This is a genomic window from Vibrio sp. TRT 21S02, assembly GCF_050113675.1.
GTDB lineage: Bacteria > Pseudomonadota > Gammaproteobacteria > Enterobacterales > Vibrionaceae > Vibrio.
Window position 1 is genome coordinate 14,819 of sequence record NZ_JBNJOI010000015.1, and the last position, 13,525, is coordinate 28,343.

13 protein-coding genes are annotated in these 13,525 nt (G+C 44.9%); 2 read left to right on the forward strand and 11 right to left on the reverse strand.

All coding sequences use genetic code 11. The features are described 5' to 3' along the window. Positions 1-2 precede the first annotated feature (2 nt). From rlmH to leuS, 5 genes are all read right to left on the reverse strand, one after another. Positions 3-473: a 23S rRNA (pseudouridine(1915)-N(3))-methyltransferase RlmH gene (gene rlmH, locus ACQEXU_RS17070; RefSeq protein ID WP_427011711.1), complete on the reverse strand. Its 471-nt coding sequence runs from the start codon at positions 471-473 to the stop codon at positions 3-5. Positions 474-476: 3 nt separating this feature from the next. Next, positions 477-794 carry a ribosome silencing factor gene (gene rsfS / locus ACQEXU_RS17075; RefSeq protein WP_367988398.1) on the reverse strand — a complete coding sequence of 106 codons (318 nt, stop codon included), beginning with the start codon at positions 792-794 and terminating at the stop codon, positions 477-479. A gap of 49 nt (positions 795-843) precedes the next feature. Continuing rightward, positions 844-1,860, reverse strand: coding sequence for a DNA polymerase III subunit delta (holA, locus tag ACQEXU_RS17080; protein WP_427011712.1), 1,017 nt, complete (start codon positions 1,858-1,860; stop codon positions 844-846). Between the two features lie 12 nt (positions 1,861-1,872). After that, positions 1,873-2,523, reverse strand: coding sequence for an LPS assembly lipoprotein LptE (gene lptE, locus ACQEXU_RS17085; RefSeq protein ID WP_367988400.1), 651 nt, complete (start codon positions 2,521-2,523; stop codon positions 1,873-1,875). A gap of 114 nt (positions 2,524-2,637) precedes the next feature. Then, positions 2,638-5,211 (reverse strand): leucine--tRNA ligase, encoded by a 2,574-nt coding sequence (gene leuS, locus ACQEXU_RS17090; RefSeq protein WP_427011713.1) that lies wholly within the window; start codon positions 5,209-5,211, stop codon positions 2,638-2,640. A 144-nt stretch (positions 5,212-5,355) separates the two neighbouring features. Here leuS and ACQEXU_RS17095 point away from each other — a divergent pair, with 144 nt between their 5' ends. Next, positions 5,356-5,826, forward strand: a complete 471-nt coding sequence (locus ACQEXU_RS17095; protein WP_427011714.1) for a zinc ribbon-containing protein — start codon at positions 5,356-5,358, stop codon at positions 5,824-5,826. Positions 5,827-5,915: 89 nt separating this feature from the next. Here the strand turns inward: ACQEXU_RS17095 and lnt are convergent, their stop codons facing one another. From lnt to miaB, 5 genes are all read right to left on the reverse strand, one after another. Beyond that, positions 5,916-7,430 (reverse strand): apolipoprotein N-acyltransferase, encoded by a 1,515-nt coding sequence (lnt, locus tag ACQEXU_RS17100; protein WP_427011745.1) that lies wholly within the window; start codon positions 7,428-7,430, stop codon positions 5,916-5,918. A 30-nt stretch (positions 7,431-7,460) separates the two neighbouring features. Continuing rightward, positions 7,461-8,336, reverse strand: coding sequence for a CNNM family magnesium/cobalt transport protein CorC (gene corC / locus ACQEXU_RS17105; RefSeq protein ID WP_367988403.1), 876 nt, complete (start codon positions 8,334-8,336; stop codon positions 7,461-7,463). Between the two features lie 79 nt (positions 8,337-8,415). Next, on the reverse strand, positions 8,416-8,880 hold the full coding sequence (gene ybeY / locus ACQEXU_RS17110) for an rRNA maturation RNase YbeY (protein WP_367988404.1): 465 nt from the start codon (positions 8,878-8,880) through the stop codon (positions 8,416-8,418). A gap of 2 nt (positions 8,881-8,882) precedes the next feature. Further along, the gene (locus tag ACQEXU_RS17115) at positions 8,883-9,962 is read right to left on the reverse strand and encodes a PhoH family protein (protein WP_367988405.1); all 1,080 of its coding nucleotides are present in this window, start codon (positions 9,960-9,962) and stop codon (positions 8,883-8,885) included. 98 nt (positions 9,963-10,060) lie between these two features. Continuing rightward, on the reverse strand, positions 10,061-11,485 hold the full coding sequence (gene miaB, locus ACQEXU_RS17120; protein WP_367988406.1) for a tRNA (N6-isopentenyl adenosine(37)-C2)-methylthiotransferase MiaB: 1,425 nt from the start codon (positions 11,483-11,485) through the stop codon (positions 10,061-10,063). Positions 11,486-11,775: 290 nt separating this feature from the next. On the opposite strand from miaB, the gene ACQEXU_RS17125 reads away from it, so the two are divergent. Next, positions 11,776-12,930 carry a 2-octaprenyl-3-methyl-6-methoxy-1,4-benzoquinol hydroxylase gene (locus ACQEXU_RS17125; protein WP_427011715.1) on the forward strand — a complete coding sequence of 385 codons (1,155 nt, stop codon included), beginning with the start codon at positions 11,776-11,778 and terminating at the stop codon, positions 12,928-12,930. 70 nt (positions 12,931-13,000) lie between these two features. Here ACQEXU_RS17125 and crr read toward each other — a convergent pair whose 3' ends face one another. Then, positions 13,001-13,510: a PTS glucose transporter subunit IIA gene (gene crr, locus ACQEXU_RS17130; RefSeq protein ID WP_334555155.1), complete on the reverse strand. Its 510-nt coding sequence runs from the start codon at positions 13,508-13,510 to the stop codon at positions 13,001-13,003. Between the last annotated feature and the right edge of the window lie 15 nt (positions 13,511-13,525).

The window sequence follows — 13,525 nt, forward strand, 5'->3', positions numbered from 1 at the left end:
GTTTATTCTCGATGGTACGGGTGGTTAGCAGTGATGCTCCACGCACGGTACAAGCTTTCTGCCATCACAATACGAACCAGTGGGTGAGGCAATGTTAATGGGGAAAGCGACCAGCTTTGATCAGCTGCAGCTTTACATTCGGGGGCCAAGCCTTCCGGTCCGCCAATTAAAATCGAAACATCTCGGCCATCTAATTTCCATGACTCCAGTTGTTGCGCTAATTGAGGGGTATCCCATTTGCGACCTGGGATATCGAGAGTAACAATTCGGTTGCCTTTTGGCACCGCTGCCAACATCGCTTCGCCTTCTTTTTGCAATATTCTTGCAATATCAGCGTTTTTTCCGCGTTTCCCCGCGGTGATTTCAATCAGCTCAAGGGGCATGTCGTGAGGAAAGCGGCGGCGATACTCTTGGAATCCTTCTTCGACCCATTTCGGCATTTTCGTGCCAACCGCGATAAGCTGGATTTTCATCACTTAGCTCCACAGTTTCTCGAGCTGGTACATTTCACGATGCTCTTCTTGCATCACATGTACTATGGTTGTCCCCATATCAACGACAACCCATTCACCTTCAGTTTCACCATCGATCGCAAGTGGTGCCATACCCGCGCCTTTCGCTTCTCTGGCTACATGATCCGCAATGGAGGCAACGTGGCGTTTAGATGTTCCTGTACAGACAATCATGTAATCAGTGATGCTGGATTTTCCCTGAACATCGAGAGTAACAATATCTTGGGCTTTCATATCGTCTACTTTGTCTGCCAAAAAGTCATTTAATTCTTCACGTAGCAAGGTGAGTTCCTCTATTCGGTTTATTTAGGGCGGCGCAGTATAGCATGCATTAATGTAATTGCACTTCAGGCATACAGAGTTCAAGGCTGAGTTGGTGTAGTTGTGGCCAACTGCTTTGCTCATATTGTGTTTTCGCCTGTAGCTCGATTTGTGTAAGCAAGTGAATAAGTGTTTGTAATTTCTTCAAGTTTAAGCGATTTAATGCAGCAGAATATAAAGGCCGTTTGGATTGCCAGATCCGGTGACTTTCAAAGATCTGAGCAAGAGAGCTTTGCTGACTCTGTTGCTTCATCTGAATAAGAAGGAGCAGCTCTTTTTGTATGGTACGAATGAGTATGACATCTTCCGTACCTTCCGCTTCCAGTTGGCGCAGTATTCGTTGTGAACGCTTTGCTTTGCCGGCCAATAATGCATCACTCCAATGAAAAGGTGTGTAGTGGTTATGGCGGCTTAACGATTCTTCAAGACGAACTAGTGTTAATTGACCATCGGGATACAGTAAGGCGAGTTTTTCTAAGCTTTGGGATAAGGCAAATAGGTTACCCTCATGCCATTGCGCTAACATTTGTACGGCTTCGTTATCTGGTTGCAGGTTTAAGGCTCGGCAACGTGCCTGTACAAATTGGGGCAGGCGGTGTAATTCGGGGGTTAAACAGCTTACCCAAGACCCTTTAGCACTCAGCGCTTTAAACCATTTGCTGTTTTCTTGTGCTTTGGTCAATTTAGTACCAATTAACACAAAGAGGATATCGTCATGCAGCACATCTGCCAGATTAACAAGTTCTTTGGCGATGGCAGTATTAACACCAGACTCTGGCAACTCCAGTTCGATTAACTGCCGAGAAGAGAATAAGCTTAACGCTTGGCAGCAATCGTAAACCTCATTCCAATCAAAGCTAGCATCAATACCAAATCGGTGTCTTTCTTCGAAACCTTGGCTTAAAGCTTGTTGTTGAATAGCCTGACGAGACTCTTGTATCAGCAATGGCTCATTGCCAAACAGCAGGTAAACACCGTGTAACTGTTTGGCAAGTTGTTCATTCAGACGGTCAGCGTAAACTCGCATTGATACCTCTAATTACTGGCCGTTTGCCGTCTCTGAGCTGACTGCTTGAGGATTCGAGACTTGCGGAAGCTCTCCCTCAACGGTTTTGATGCGGTATTGTTCTTCTGCGCCTTGAATTTGTTGCTGTTCCAGTTCTGCTTGCTGCATTTCGTTTGCCGTAATATCTGCTTTTAAGCGCGCCATTTGACGAATGATCTGAGTCGCAGCCAGCTTACGCATCTCGTCTTCGATCATGTCACGTTCTACCGATTTCGCTAATGCAGTTAATGGGTTATCTAGATAGCTACGGGTAACGCTGGTTGAGAAGGTTTTTGTTCCTAGTTCTGGAATAGTAACTCGGTAAGATGCTCGGAATGTCAGCTCTTTCTCCGCCGCTCGTGTATTTTGATAAAGAGATAGTGTGCGTTCACCCACGCCTTCACCTAATAGGTGTAAGCTCGGCGTATTCGAAGATGGTGGCACAATGTTGATATCGTTAATGCGCAGTTGAGCTTTGACCATACGTGTAAAATCACTGTATTGGTCATAACTGGTAACAGACAAATTATCGAGCTCTTCCGGAATAGAGTAGTCCCCGCGTAAATGGAAACCACATGCCGTTAGCATACTTGCTGCAAGTACTACGCTAGCAAGTTTAAGGGAAGAAATAGAAAATAAACGCATTGTCTGAGGACTCTCTGTTTTCGAAATACTTATCTTATGGCTCTATCGCAGCCATAAAATCATAAGATAAGTAAAGCAGGGCATAGGCCCTGCTTAAGACCAAACATGTAACGATTAGTTCGCTACGATATTCAGAAGTTTGCCCGGTACGTAAATCACTTTACGGATGGTTTTATCTTCTGTGAATTTGGTAACGTTTTCATCGTTTAGACCGAGTGCTTCGATATCTTCTTTAGAGATATCAGCAGGTACTGTTAGTTTCGCACGTAGCTTACCGTTAACTTGAACTACGATTGTTTTCTCGTCTTCAACAAGCGCTTTCTCGTCGAATGTTGGCCATACTGCGTTGTCGATATCTGACTCACCTAGTACAGTCCACAGTTCGTAAGAGATATGCGGAGTGATTGGGTAAAGCATTGCAACAACTGCTTTTAGCGCTTCATCAAGGATCGCGCGATCTTGCGCAGAGTCCTGAGGCGCTTTCGCTAGCTTGTTCATCAGTTCCATGATTGCAGCAATTGCAGTGTTGAACGTTTGACGGCGAGCGATATCGTCAGTCACTTTCGCGATAGTCTTGTGAACGTCACGGCGAAGTGCTTTTTGGTCGCCAGATAGTGCTGAAGTATCAACAGCTTCTGCCGCGCCTTTTGATGCGTGCTCGTTGACTAATTTCCAAACACGTTTCAGGAAGCGGTTTGCACCTTCAACGCCAGACTCTTGCCACTCAAGTGTCATGTCTGCTGGAGATGCAAACATCATGAATAGACGTACTGTGTCAGCACCGTACTTATCTACCATCTCTTGTGGGTCGATACCGTTGTTCTTCGACTTAGACATTTTGATCATGCCTGAGTGTGTTACGTCACGGCCTTCGTTGTCTTTTGCAGAAGTGATGCGGCCTTTACCGTCACGCTCTACAGCAACGTCAGTTGGTGCAACCCACTCTTTACCGCCTTTGTCGTTCTCGAAGTAGAATGCATCCGCCAGAACCATGCCTTGACACAGAAGCCGCTTGAACGGTTCGTCAGACGTTACGTAGCCTGCATCACGCAGCAGTTTGTGGAAGAAGCGAGAGTACAGTAGGTGCATACAAGCGTGCTCGATACCACCGATGTACTGGTCTACTGGTAGCCAGTAGTTTGCTTTTTCTGGATCTAGGATGTCATCAGCTTGTGGTGAACAGTAACGAGCGTAGTACCAAGAAGACTCCATGAACGTATCGAATGTATCTGTTTCACGTAGAGCAGGTTCGCCGTTGAATGTTGTCTTCGCCCATTCTTTATCTGCTTTGATTGGGCTAGTAACGCCATCCATTACCACGTCTTCTGGAAGGATTACTGGTAGTTGGTCAGCTGGTACTGGGTGAACTTCACCGTCTTCAGTCGTTACCATAGGGATTGGCGCACCCCAGTAACGCTGACGAGATACACCCCAGTCACGTAGACGGAAGTTAACTGTCTTAGTACCTTTGCCTTCAGCTTCTAGTTTCGCCGCGATTGCATCGAACGCTGCTTGGAATTCAAGACCATCGAACTCACCTGAATCGAACAGTACACCTTTCTCGGTGTATGCTTCTTCAGCAACGTTTAGCCCGCTGCCGTCAGCTGGCTTGATCACAGGGATGATGTCTAGGCCGTACTTAGTTGCAAACTCAAAGTCACGTTGATCGTGTGCAGGTACTGCCATTACAGCGCCTGTTCCGTAGTCCATCAGTACGAAGTTAGCGACAAATACTGGTACTTCACGACCGTTCAATGGGTGAATAGCAGTAAGGCCAGTCGCCATACCTTTCTTCTCCATTGTCGCAAGCTCAGCTTCCGCTACTTTGTTGTTCTTACACTCGTCGATGAACGCTGCAAGCTCTGGGTTGTTCTTTGCTGCTACTGCTGCTAGAGGGTGACCTGCTGCGATACCTACGTAAGTCACACCCATTAGCGTGTCTGGACGTGTTGTGTAAACTTCTAGGTCTTGTTGACCTTTAACTTCGAACTTAAGCTCAACACCTTCAGAGCGACCGATCCAGTTGCGCTGCATGGTCTTAACCATTTCAGGCCAACCGTCTAGGTTATCTAGATCGTCTAGTAGCTCTTGAGCGTATTCAGTGATCTTAATGAACCACTGTGGAATTTCTTTTTGCTCTACAGGCGTGTCACAACGCCAGCAGCAGCCGTCTTCAACTTGCTCGTTTGCTAGAACAGTTTGGTCATTTGGACACCAGTTAACTGAAGAGGTCTTCTTGTAAACTAGGCCTTTGTTGTAAAGCTTAGTGAAGAACTCTTGTTCCCAGCGGTAGTATTCAGGCGTACATGTTGCGAACTCACGGTTCCAGTCGTAACCAAAGCCAAGCAGTTTTAGCTGGTTTTTCATGTACTCGATGTTTTCGTATGTCCAAGGTGCAGGTGCTGTGTTGTTTTTTACCGCTGCGTTTTCGGCAGGTAGGCCAAATGCATCCCAACCAATTGGTTGCATTACATTTTTACCTTGTAGACGTTGGAAACGAGAGACCACATCACCGATGGTGTAGTTGCGCACGTGACCCATGTGCAGTCGACCACTTGGGTATGGGAACATGGATAGACAGTAGAATTTTTCTTTATTTGGGTCTTCACTTACAGCAAAGGTCTTGCTGTTGTCCCAGTGCTGTTGAACTTTCTGTTCAATATCTTGCGGGTTGTATTGCTCTTGCATCGATGATATCCGGTTATCTTGGAAATTGTGAGTTCAGTTAGAACAGACATTAATAGATCGTCATAGAATACCTAAAGGAGAGGAGCACAACAATAGGCTCAGCCAGATAATCAAATCCTAATACATCAGGTTATGGAGGTGGGTATGCCAAAACGCAAAGCAGGTTATGAGGAAGTTTTTGACGATGTTGTTGAAGCACTAAAACACAGCCCGGATGAAGTAAACCATGTTTTGGAAACATCAGGTAAGGTTGTGGAAGCGGCCAATGATATGACGAAAGACGAGCTGTCTTTAATTTCCGCCTATGTTAAATCAGACTTGAAAGAGTTTGCGGATAGTTATGAAGAGTCCAAAAGTGGGCCTTTCTATTTGATGGTTGCGGATTCTATCTGGCAAGGATTATTGGAGATCACCGACAGAACCAAAGTGGAGTGGGTTGAATTGTTTTCAGATTTGGAACATCAAGGTTTGTATGAAGCGGGAGAAGTGATTGGCTTAGGGACGTTGGTGTGTGATGAGTGTGGCCACAAGACACAATATAATCATCCAACCGTGATCATTCCATGCACCAAGTGTGGTCATAAAGGCTTTAGCCGCGTTGCTCTTAAACCTTAAATCAGATGTGCCGATAGATTATCAGAGAGGAATATGCCTTTGTTGCATTAAGAAAAGGGTTGGTTTAATCACCAACCCTTTTGGTTTTTTTAGCTTATCTTCCTTAAACGCCAACCTATCAGTAGGCTCAGAACTACCCAGATATATAGTGGCCAAGTGCCGTATCTGTAATATGGTGTTTGACCATCTGTTGAGACAACGTTAACTCTAAGCACTTCCGTTTCAAACTGTGGAACCTGTTTAATTACGTGGCCTTGATAATCGGTTACTGCGGTGACACCATTATTCGTAGAGCGGATCACTGGCTTTCCTAATTCAAGTGCACGCATTCTGGCAATTTCCATATGTTGCAATGGTCCAATTGAACGGCCAAACCATGCGTCGTTAGATAACGTCAGAATAAAATCGGTATCTTCTGTGAGATTTCTTCTCAGTTGCTCATTAAAAATAATTTCATAACAAAGTGCAGGAGCCATATGGCGTCCGCTTGCAACGATGTTAGGTTGCACAAAGTCACCGCTACTGAATGAAGACATAGGCAAATTAAAGAACGGAGCAATTGGACGCAAAATTGACTCAAACGGCACAAATTCACCAAAAGGGAGAAGGTGATGTTTGTGGTAGCGTTGATTCATATCATACTGGTAATCCCCATAGGGCGTTTGACCAAGCGTTAGAATGCTATTGTAGAACTTGCGATCTTCACCTTGGTTGACGACTCCAGTAATAACGGTACTACCGTTCATTTTGGCGGCTGAATCGAGGTTCTTTAAGTATGCTGACAACTCATATTCAAAAGCAGGTATGGCGGCTTCTGGCCAAATGATGACATCGGCATCCCAGTTTTCTCGGGTGAGATCCGTGTATTTCATGATGGTTGGCCAGCGTTCGCTCGGTAACCATTTTTTCGCTTGGTCAATATTGCCTTGGATTAACGCAATGGAGGTGGTGCTTTCAGGGTTTGGTTGAACCCAACTGACGGCTCTTAAGCCAAAGCCCGTAGCAAGGATCACTGCGGGAATCAGTAAGTTAATCCACTGCTTGTTTAGTATGGTGTAAGCCAGAGCAGCATTAATGATGATGACAAAGAGTGTTAGAAGTTCAACACCGCCAATAGGGGCAAAATTAGCAAGAGGGCTATCTATTTGGCTATAACCGAGCCAAAGCCAAGGGAAACCTGTCATTACCCAACCGCGCAACCAGTCTGCGATTAACCAAAGTGCTGGTGCAGCTAAGAAAAAGCGAGTTTTGTGGTTGGATGGAAAAAATCGGTTGAGTGTCCAGCTGAATAAGGCGCTATAAATGGCTAGGTAGCCAATCAACAGAGCCATTAAAAAAACGCTGGCAATTTTTGGCATACCACCGAAATTATCGATACTAACGTGTACCCAACTGACTCCGGTAGCAAATTGGCCAATACCCCAGGCATAACCAATCCATAGTGCTTGTTTAGCAGATTGCTTATGCAGTAACAGAAGCAGCAAAGCGGGAGAAATAAGTGCAATTGGCCAGAGTTGAAAAGGGGCAAATGCTAAAGTGGTTAAAGCGCCAACAAAAGCGGCCGCTAAGGGCCGCTTGAGGCGATGAACTAAGTTATTTTTCATCATTATTTTTATTATGTCCCTAATAGGGGGTTACTCTTCAGCTGTTTGTGGAAGAGGCTCCTCATCGGGGATAGTCACTTGCAATTGAAGTACGCGTCGGTTATCAGCTGAGGCAACCTTGAAGCTGTAGTTTTCTATTTCTACCACTTCACCACGAGAAGGCAGATGCCCAAATGCGGTCATTACCATGCCGCCAACTGTGTCGACTTCTTCATTGCTGAATGAAGTACTAAAGGTTTCGTTAAACTCTTCAATGGTTGTCAGTGCTTTTACGGCATACGTATGCTTACTTAGCTTACGAATATCAGCATCTTCATCTTCATCAAATTCATCTTCGATTTCACCAACGATTTCCTCGAGAATGTCTTCGATGGTGACTAAGCCTGAAACACCACCAAACTCATCAACCACAATCGCCATATGGTAGCGTTCTTCTCGGAACTCTTTGAGCAAACGGTCAACCCTTTTACTCTCAGGAACCACTACCGCTGGGCGGATGACTTGCTCGATATCAAATGGAGCACTGCCTGAACCTAGGTATTTAAGTAAGTCCTTCGCTAGTAGAATGCCTTCCACATGGTCTTTATCTTCACTTATTACCGGGTAGCGAGAGTGCTGAGCATCGGTGATAAGTGCGACAAGTGCATCGAGATCATCTGTTCTTTCTGCGGTGACCATTTGCGAGCGTGGGATCATGATATCGCGAACTCGCATTTCGGAGATTTCCATAACCCCTTCCAACATATCACGGGTGTCATGGTCAATTAGGTCGTTTACTTCAGAGTCTCGGATCACATCCACAAGCTCTTGGCGATCTTTAGGTTCGCCTTGAAATAGTTGACCTAGGCGTTCAAAGAAGGACTTTCTACTCGGACCTTCAGAGTTTTGCGAATTTTCTTCGTTCATTGCTTCTCAATTATGTAACGCTATCAGAAGTGTGATAGCACACGTAGTAGCTCTCGATATAATGCAAAACGGAGGAGAGCTACTGTTTCTCAGCGAAATATGGGTCTTTAAATCCCATACCTTGCATGATTTCAGTTTCGAGGGACTCCATTTCTTCAGCTTCATCGTCCTCGATATGATCATAACCTAGCAGATGCAGACTGCCATGTACAACCATATGCGCCCAGTGGGCTAATACTGGCTTATCTTGTTCTTTGGCTTCTCTTTCAACCACTTGACGACAGATTATTAAATCGCCTAGTAAATCTAACTCCATACCCGGAGGGGCTTCAAACGGAAAAGAAAGTACATTGGTTGGTTTGTCTTTGCCACGGTAATCTAGATTAAGTTGATGACTCTCTTGTTCATCAACTATACGCACAGTTACTTCAGCTTGTGGCTGAAATTGTGTAATCGTTTGTGTCAACCAGCGCTGGACGTCTTGCTCTGTAGGAAGCCCTTGTTCCTGTTCGACTGCGAGTTGAAGATCAAGTTCAATCGACATGATTATTCCTTATTCGCTTCTACTTTCTCTGCTTCGAGCAATTTAGCTTCGCGTTCTTCGCGTCGACGTTTCTCATATTCTTTGCGCTCTTTTTGATCTTGTGCTTCCCACTTTTCATAAGCGTTTACGATGCGTGCAACGACAGGGTGGCGCACCACATCATCAGCTTGGAAGAAGTTAAAGCTGATCTCGTCAACTTCACTGAGAACTTCTATCGCATGGCGAAGACCAGATTTCGCACCACGTGGTAAATCGATTTGTGTAACGTCACCAGTGATCACGGCACGTGAATTAAAGCCAATACGTGTTAAGAACATTTTCATTTGCTCAACCGTCGTATTCTGACTTTCATCGAGAATGATAAAAGCGTCGTTCAGCGTACGGCCACGCATATAAGCCAGAGGGGCTACCTCGATGACGTTACGCTCAATGAGTTTTTCAACTCGTTCAAAACCGAGCATCTCAAATAATGCGTCGTATAGTGGGCGTAGGTATGGGTCGACTTTCTGGCTTAGATCACCTGGCAGGAAACCTAATTTTTCACCCGCTTCAACCGCAGGGCGCGTTAGAAGAATACGGCGGATCTCTTGGCGCTCTAGTGCATCGACGGCAGCGGCAACAGCAAGGTAGGTTTTACCTGTACCAGCAGGCCCAATACCAAAAGAAATGTCGTGGGTGACCATGTTAACCAAGTACTGAGCCTGATTAGGTGTACGCGGTTTGATCACGCCTTTCTTCGTTTTAACGAATACTTCTTTACCGTGTTCAATATTTGATTCTGTACTTTGCTCTAATACACCGGTTTCTTTGATGGCGAGATGGATCTCTTCAGGATCTATATCTGGAATATTGCCACGAACAGGGGCGGTATTGACGTAAAGTGTCTTGATGATCTCAAGTGCCGCAGCAGACGTATGCGGTTTACCAACAATAGTAAAGAAGTTACTGCGATAGTTGATTTCAACGCCGAGTCGACGTTCTAAGTGCTTGATATTGTCATCGAATGGGCCGCAAAGGCTGGCCAGGCGGCGGTTGTCTGAAGGTTCTAGATTGATTTCTAGAGTAACAATTTTATTGCTCAAAGTTGCCTCTCATTTGTGGAAGCCCGATTCAGACCGGGCTTCCAATGATATATATACCCTTTATTCTAAGATGGTTGCTTAGACAGGTATTTTCAAGCTTATGGTGTAAAAGTCGCCACACCCAGCTCATCTTCTCGTTTTGTCTTCGCCATCATCTGCATTGGAGAAATGATTGAGCGAAGATCCATGTCTTTTTCTGTACGAACTAATTCACCGCGAAGAGAGTTAGCAAAGACATCGGTGATTTTAACATCGACAAACTGGCCAATAAGGTCTGCACTGCCTTCAAAGTTAACCACGCGGTTATTTTCTGTACGAGCTCGAAGCTCCATTAAGTTCTTCTTCGATGGCCCTTCAACTAAAACGCGTTGCTCTGTGTCAAGCATGAGGCGTGAGTAACGCATTGCTTGAGTATTCACGGTTTGTTGCAGTTCGTATAGGCGTTCTTTTTTCTCTTGCTCTGGCACATCACATGGGTAATCCGCAGCTGGTGTGCCTGGGCGAGGTGAGAAGATAAAGCTGAAACTCATATCAAAGTCTACGTCTTTGATAAGCTTCATTGTGTCTTGGAAGTCTTTATCTGTTTCACCTGGGAAACCAACAATAAAGTCTGAGCTTATCTGAATGTCAGGACGCGCTTTACGTAGTTTACGAATAATAGACTTGTATTCGATAGCCGTATGCGGGCGCTTCATCATCGTTAAAATACGGTCACTACCGCTCTGCACGGGTAAGTGAAGGAAACTAACAAGCTCAGGAGTATCTTCGTAAACCGCGATAATATCGTCGGTAAACTCGAGCGGGTGGCTAGTTGTAAAGCGAATGCGATCAATACCATCGATAGACGCGACTAAACGAAGCAGCTCGGCAAAACTACAGATTTCACCGTCATGAGTCGGGCCTCGGTAAGCGTTTACGTTTTGACCTAGTAGGTTTACTTCACGTACACCTTGCTCTGCAAGCTGAGCAATTTCAAATAGCACGTCATCCATAGGGCGACTTACTTCTTCACCACGAGTGTATGGTACCACGCAGTAAGTACAGTACTTTGAACAGCCTTCCATAATTGAAACGAATGCGGTTGCACCTTCAGCTCGCGGTTCTGGAAGACGGTCAAACTTCTCAATCTCTGGGAAAGAGATGTCCATCACTGGCGCTTCATTGGTTTGAGATTGCTTGATCATCTCTGGAAGACGGTGCAGCGTTTGTGGGCCAAAAATAACGTCAACAAAAGGTGCACGTTCACGGATGTGATCACCTTCTTGTGTTGCTACACAACCACCAACGCCAATCACGACGCCTGGTTTCTTGTCTTTTAATGTTTTCCAACGACCTAGCTGGTGGAATACTTTTTCCTGTGCTTTTTCGCGAATAGAACAGGTATTAAGAAGTAATACATCTGCTTCATCTGGTTCTTCTGTTAGCTCGTAGCCATTAGCTGCATTCAGTAGATCCGCCATTTTTGATGAATCATATTCGTTCATCTGGCAGCCCCAGGTTTTAATTAGCAGTTTTTTACTCATGTTGTTCGCTCGATCGTTAGTTTAAATTAAGGGAGCAAATCGCCCAGTGTGTTCTTAATTGTTTCGCACAAATAATATTGGCGATGACTATATTTTAGCCGCCCTCTCGGCGGTAAGCGGCGTATTGTACTGCTTTAAAAACCAACTGACCAGTGATCTCATAAAATCTGTTCTAGCCTTTACAGTACAAGGGCTTTGACCTCGTTCATGTTAAGGTTTTTGGTTACATTTTGGTTATGAAATCGTACAATCAAAAGCAAGTTAAAATTCAATTGAATGAAGAACATATTATGACCAGATTTGATATTGCGGTTATCGGTGGTGGCATGGTTGGGGCGGCAGTTGCTTTGGGGTTTGCGAAACAAGGGCGCAGTGTCGTTCTTGTTGAAGGAAATACGCCAGAACCTTTTTCAGCCGAGCAGGCTATGGATATTCGCGTATCGGCGATCTCGCATAATTCAGTTGCTTTGTTACAGGAACTAGGGGCATGGAATGCGATTGAAGCGATGCGTACTTGCCCATATCGTCGATTGGAAACTTGGGAGCATCCGGAATGTCGGACCCGGTTCGATTCAGAAGCTTTAGGGCTGGATCAGTTAGGTTATATTGTCGAAAACCGTATTATTCAACTTGGCTTGTGGCAACAGTTTGAACGCTATAGTAATTTGAAAGTGTATTGTTCAGACTCTTTGGCAACAATAGACTTTGATGACATTGCCAAAGTAACCTTGAGTTCTGGTGAACAATTTGAAGCACTTTGGATCGTTGGGGCTGATGGAGCAAACTCGAAAGTACGTCAAGTCGCTGGTATTGGCGTGACCGCGTGGGATTATCGTCAGCATTGCATGCTAATCAATGTGAAAACAGCGCTACCTCAGCAAGATATAACGTGGCAGCAGTTCACACCGTCAGGGCCTCGCTCATTTTTACCTTTGTGTGGCAATCAAGCATCATTAGTTTGGTATGACTCGCCAAAACGCATCAAACAATTGTGTGGGATGAGCCCAGAACAGTTAAGAAGTGAAGTTTTGCATCATTTTCCAGCGGAACTTGGTGATATTGAGGTTCTACAATTCGGATCTTTTCCATTAACTCGACGACATGCCCAGACTTACCAGAAGAACAATTGCATTCTTGTTGGAGATTCTGCTCATACCATTAATCCATTGGCAGGGCAGGGAGTTAATTTAGGTTTTAAAGATGTATCTGCACTGCTTTCTGTTGCTGAGGGACAAGATGCATTGAGCCAATCACTGGCTAAACGTTATGAAATGATGAGAAAACCAGATAACTTACTCATGCAGACAGGAATGGATTTGTTTTATAAAGGCTTTAGCAATGACATTGCTCCGTTGAAAGTTTTGCGCAATGCAGCACTAAAAATTGCGGAAAACTCAGGGCCTATGAAAGAGCAGGTATTGAAATATGCGCTTGGTCTAAAATAACCATCACTAACAAATAGACAATAAAAAACGCAGCCAATGGCTGCGTTTTTTGCGTTTAACTGAGTAAAGATTACTTAGTTACACGTAGAACTGGAGTTTCGCCAACAGTTACAGAACCAGAAAGCTTATTCAGCTCTTTGATTTCGTCCATGTTAGAGATAACAACTGGAGTCAGTGTTGATTTCGCTTTCTCTTCTAGAAGAGCCAGATCGAATTCAATGATTGTGTCGCCAGCTTTAACAGTTTGGCCTTCTTCAGCGATACGCTTGAAGCCTTCGCCTTTCAGTTCAACAGTATCGATACCGAAGTGAACGAATAGCTCAACACCATCGTCAGACTCGATAGAGAAAGCGTGGTTAGTTTCGAAGATCTTACCGATAGTACCGTTTACAGGAGCAACCATTTTGTCGCCCGCTGGTTTAATTGCAATACCGTCGCCAACGATTTTCTCTGCGAAAACTACATCTGGCACATCTTCAATGTTTACGATTTCACCAGATAGAGGTGCGATAATCTCGATTGCACCTGCATCAGCGCTATCGTCAGATACTAGCTTCTTAAGTTTGTCAAACAGACCCATTGTGTCATGCTCCTA

What these genes read in the sequence shown, in the direction of transcription:
- ybeY (WP_367988404.1), bottom strand. Translation starts at nt 8,880, where the DNA reads ATGTCGATTGAACTTGATCTTCAACTCGCAGTCGAACAGGAACAAGGG.
- miaB (WP_367988406.1), bottom strand. Translation starts at nt 11,485, where the DNA reads ATGAGTAAAAAACTGCTAATTAAAACCTGGGGCTGCCAGATGAACGAA.
- lnt (WP_427011745.1), bottom strand. Translation starts at nt 7,430, where the DNA reads ATGAAAAATAACTTAGTTCATCGCCTCAAGCGGCCCTTAGCGGCCGCT.
- lptE (WP_367988400.1), bottom strand. Translation starts at nt 2,523, where the DNA reads ATGCGTTTATTTTCTATTTCTTCCCTTAAACTTGCTAGCGTAGTACTT.
- holA (WP_427011712.1), bottom strand. Translation starts at nt 1,860, where the DNA reads ATGCGAGTTTACGCTGACCGTCTGAATGAACAACTTGCCAAACAGTTA.
- leuS (WP_427011713.1), bottom strand. Translation starts at nt 5,211, where the DNA reads ATGCAAGAGCAATACAACCCGCAAGATATTGAACAGAAAGTTCAACAG.
- corC (WP_367988403.1), bottom strand. Translation starts at nt 8,336, where the DNA reads ATGAACGAAGAAAATTCGCAAAACTCTGAAGGTCCGAGTAGAAAGTCC.
- ACQEXU_RS17125 (WP_427011715.1), top strand. Translation starts at nt 11,776, where the DNA reads ATGACCAGATTTGATATTGCGGTTATCGGTGGTGGCATGGTTGGGGCG.
- ACQEXU_RS17095 (WP_427011714.1), top strand. Translation starts at nt 5,356, where the DNA reads ATGCCAAAACGCAAAGCAGGTTATGAGGAAGTTTTTGACGATGTTGTT.
- crr (WP_334555155.1), bottom strand. Translation starts at nt 13,510, where the DNA reads ATGGGTCTGTTTGACAAACTTAAGAAGCTAGTATCTGACGATAGCGCT.
- rlmH (WP_427011711.1), bottom strand. Translation starts at nt 473, where the DNA reads ATGAAAATCCAGCTTATCGCGGTTGGCACGAAAATGCCGAAATGGGTC.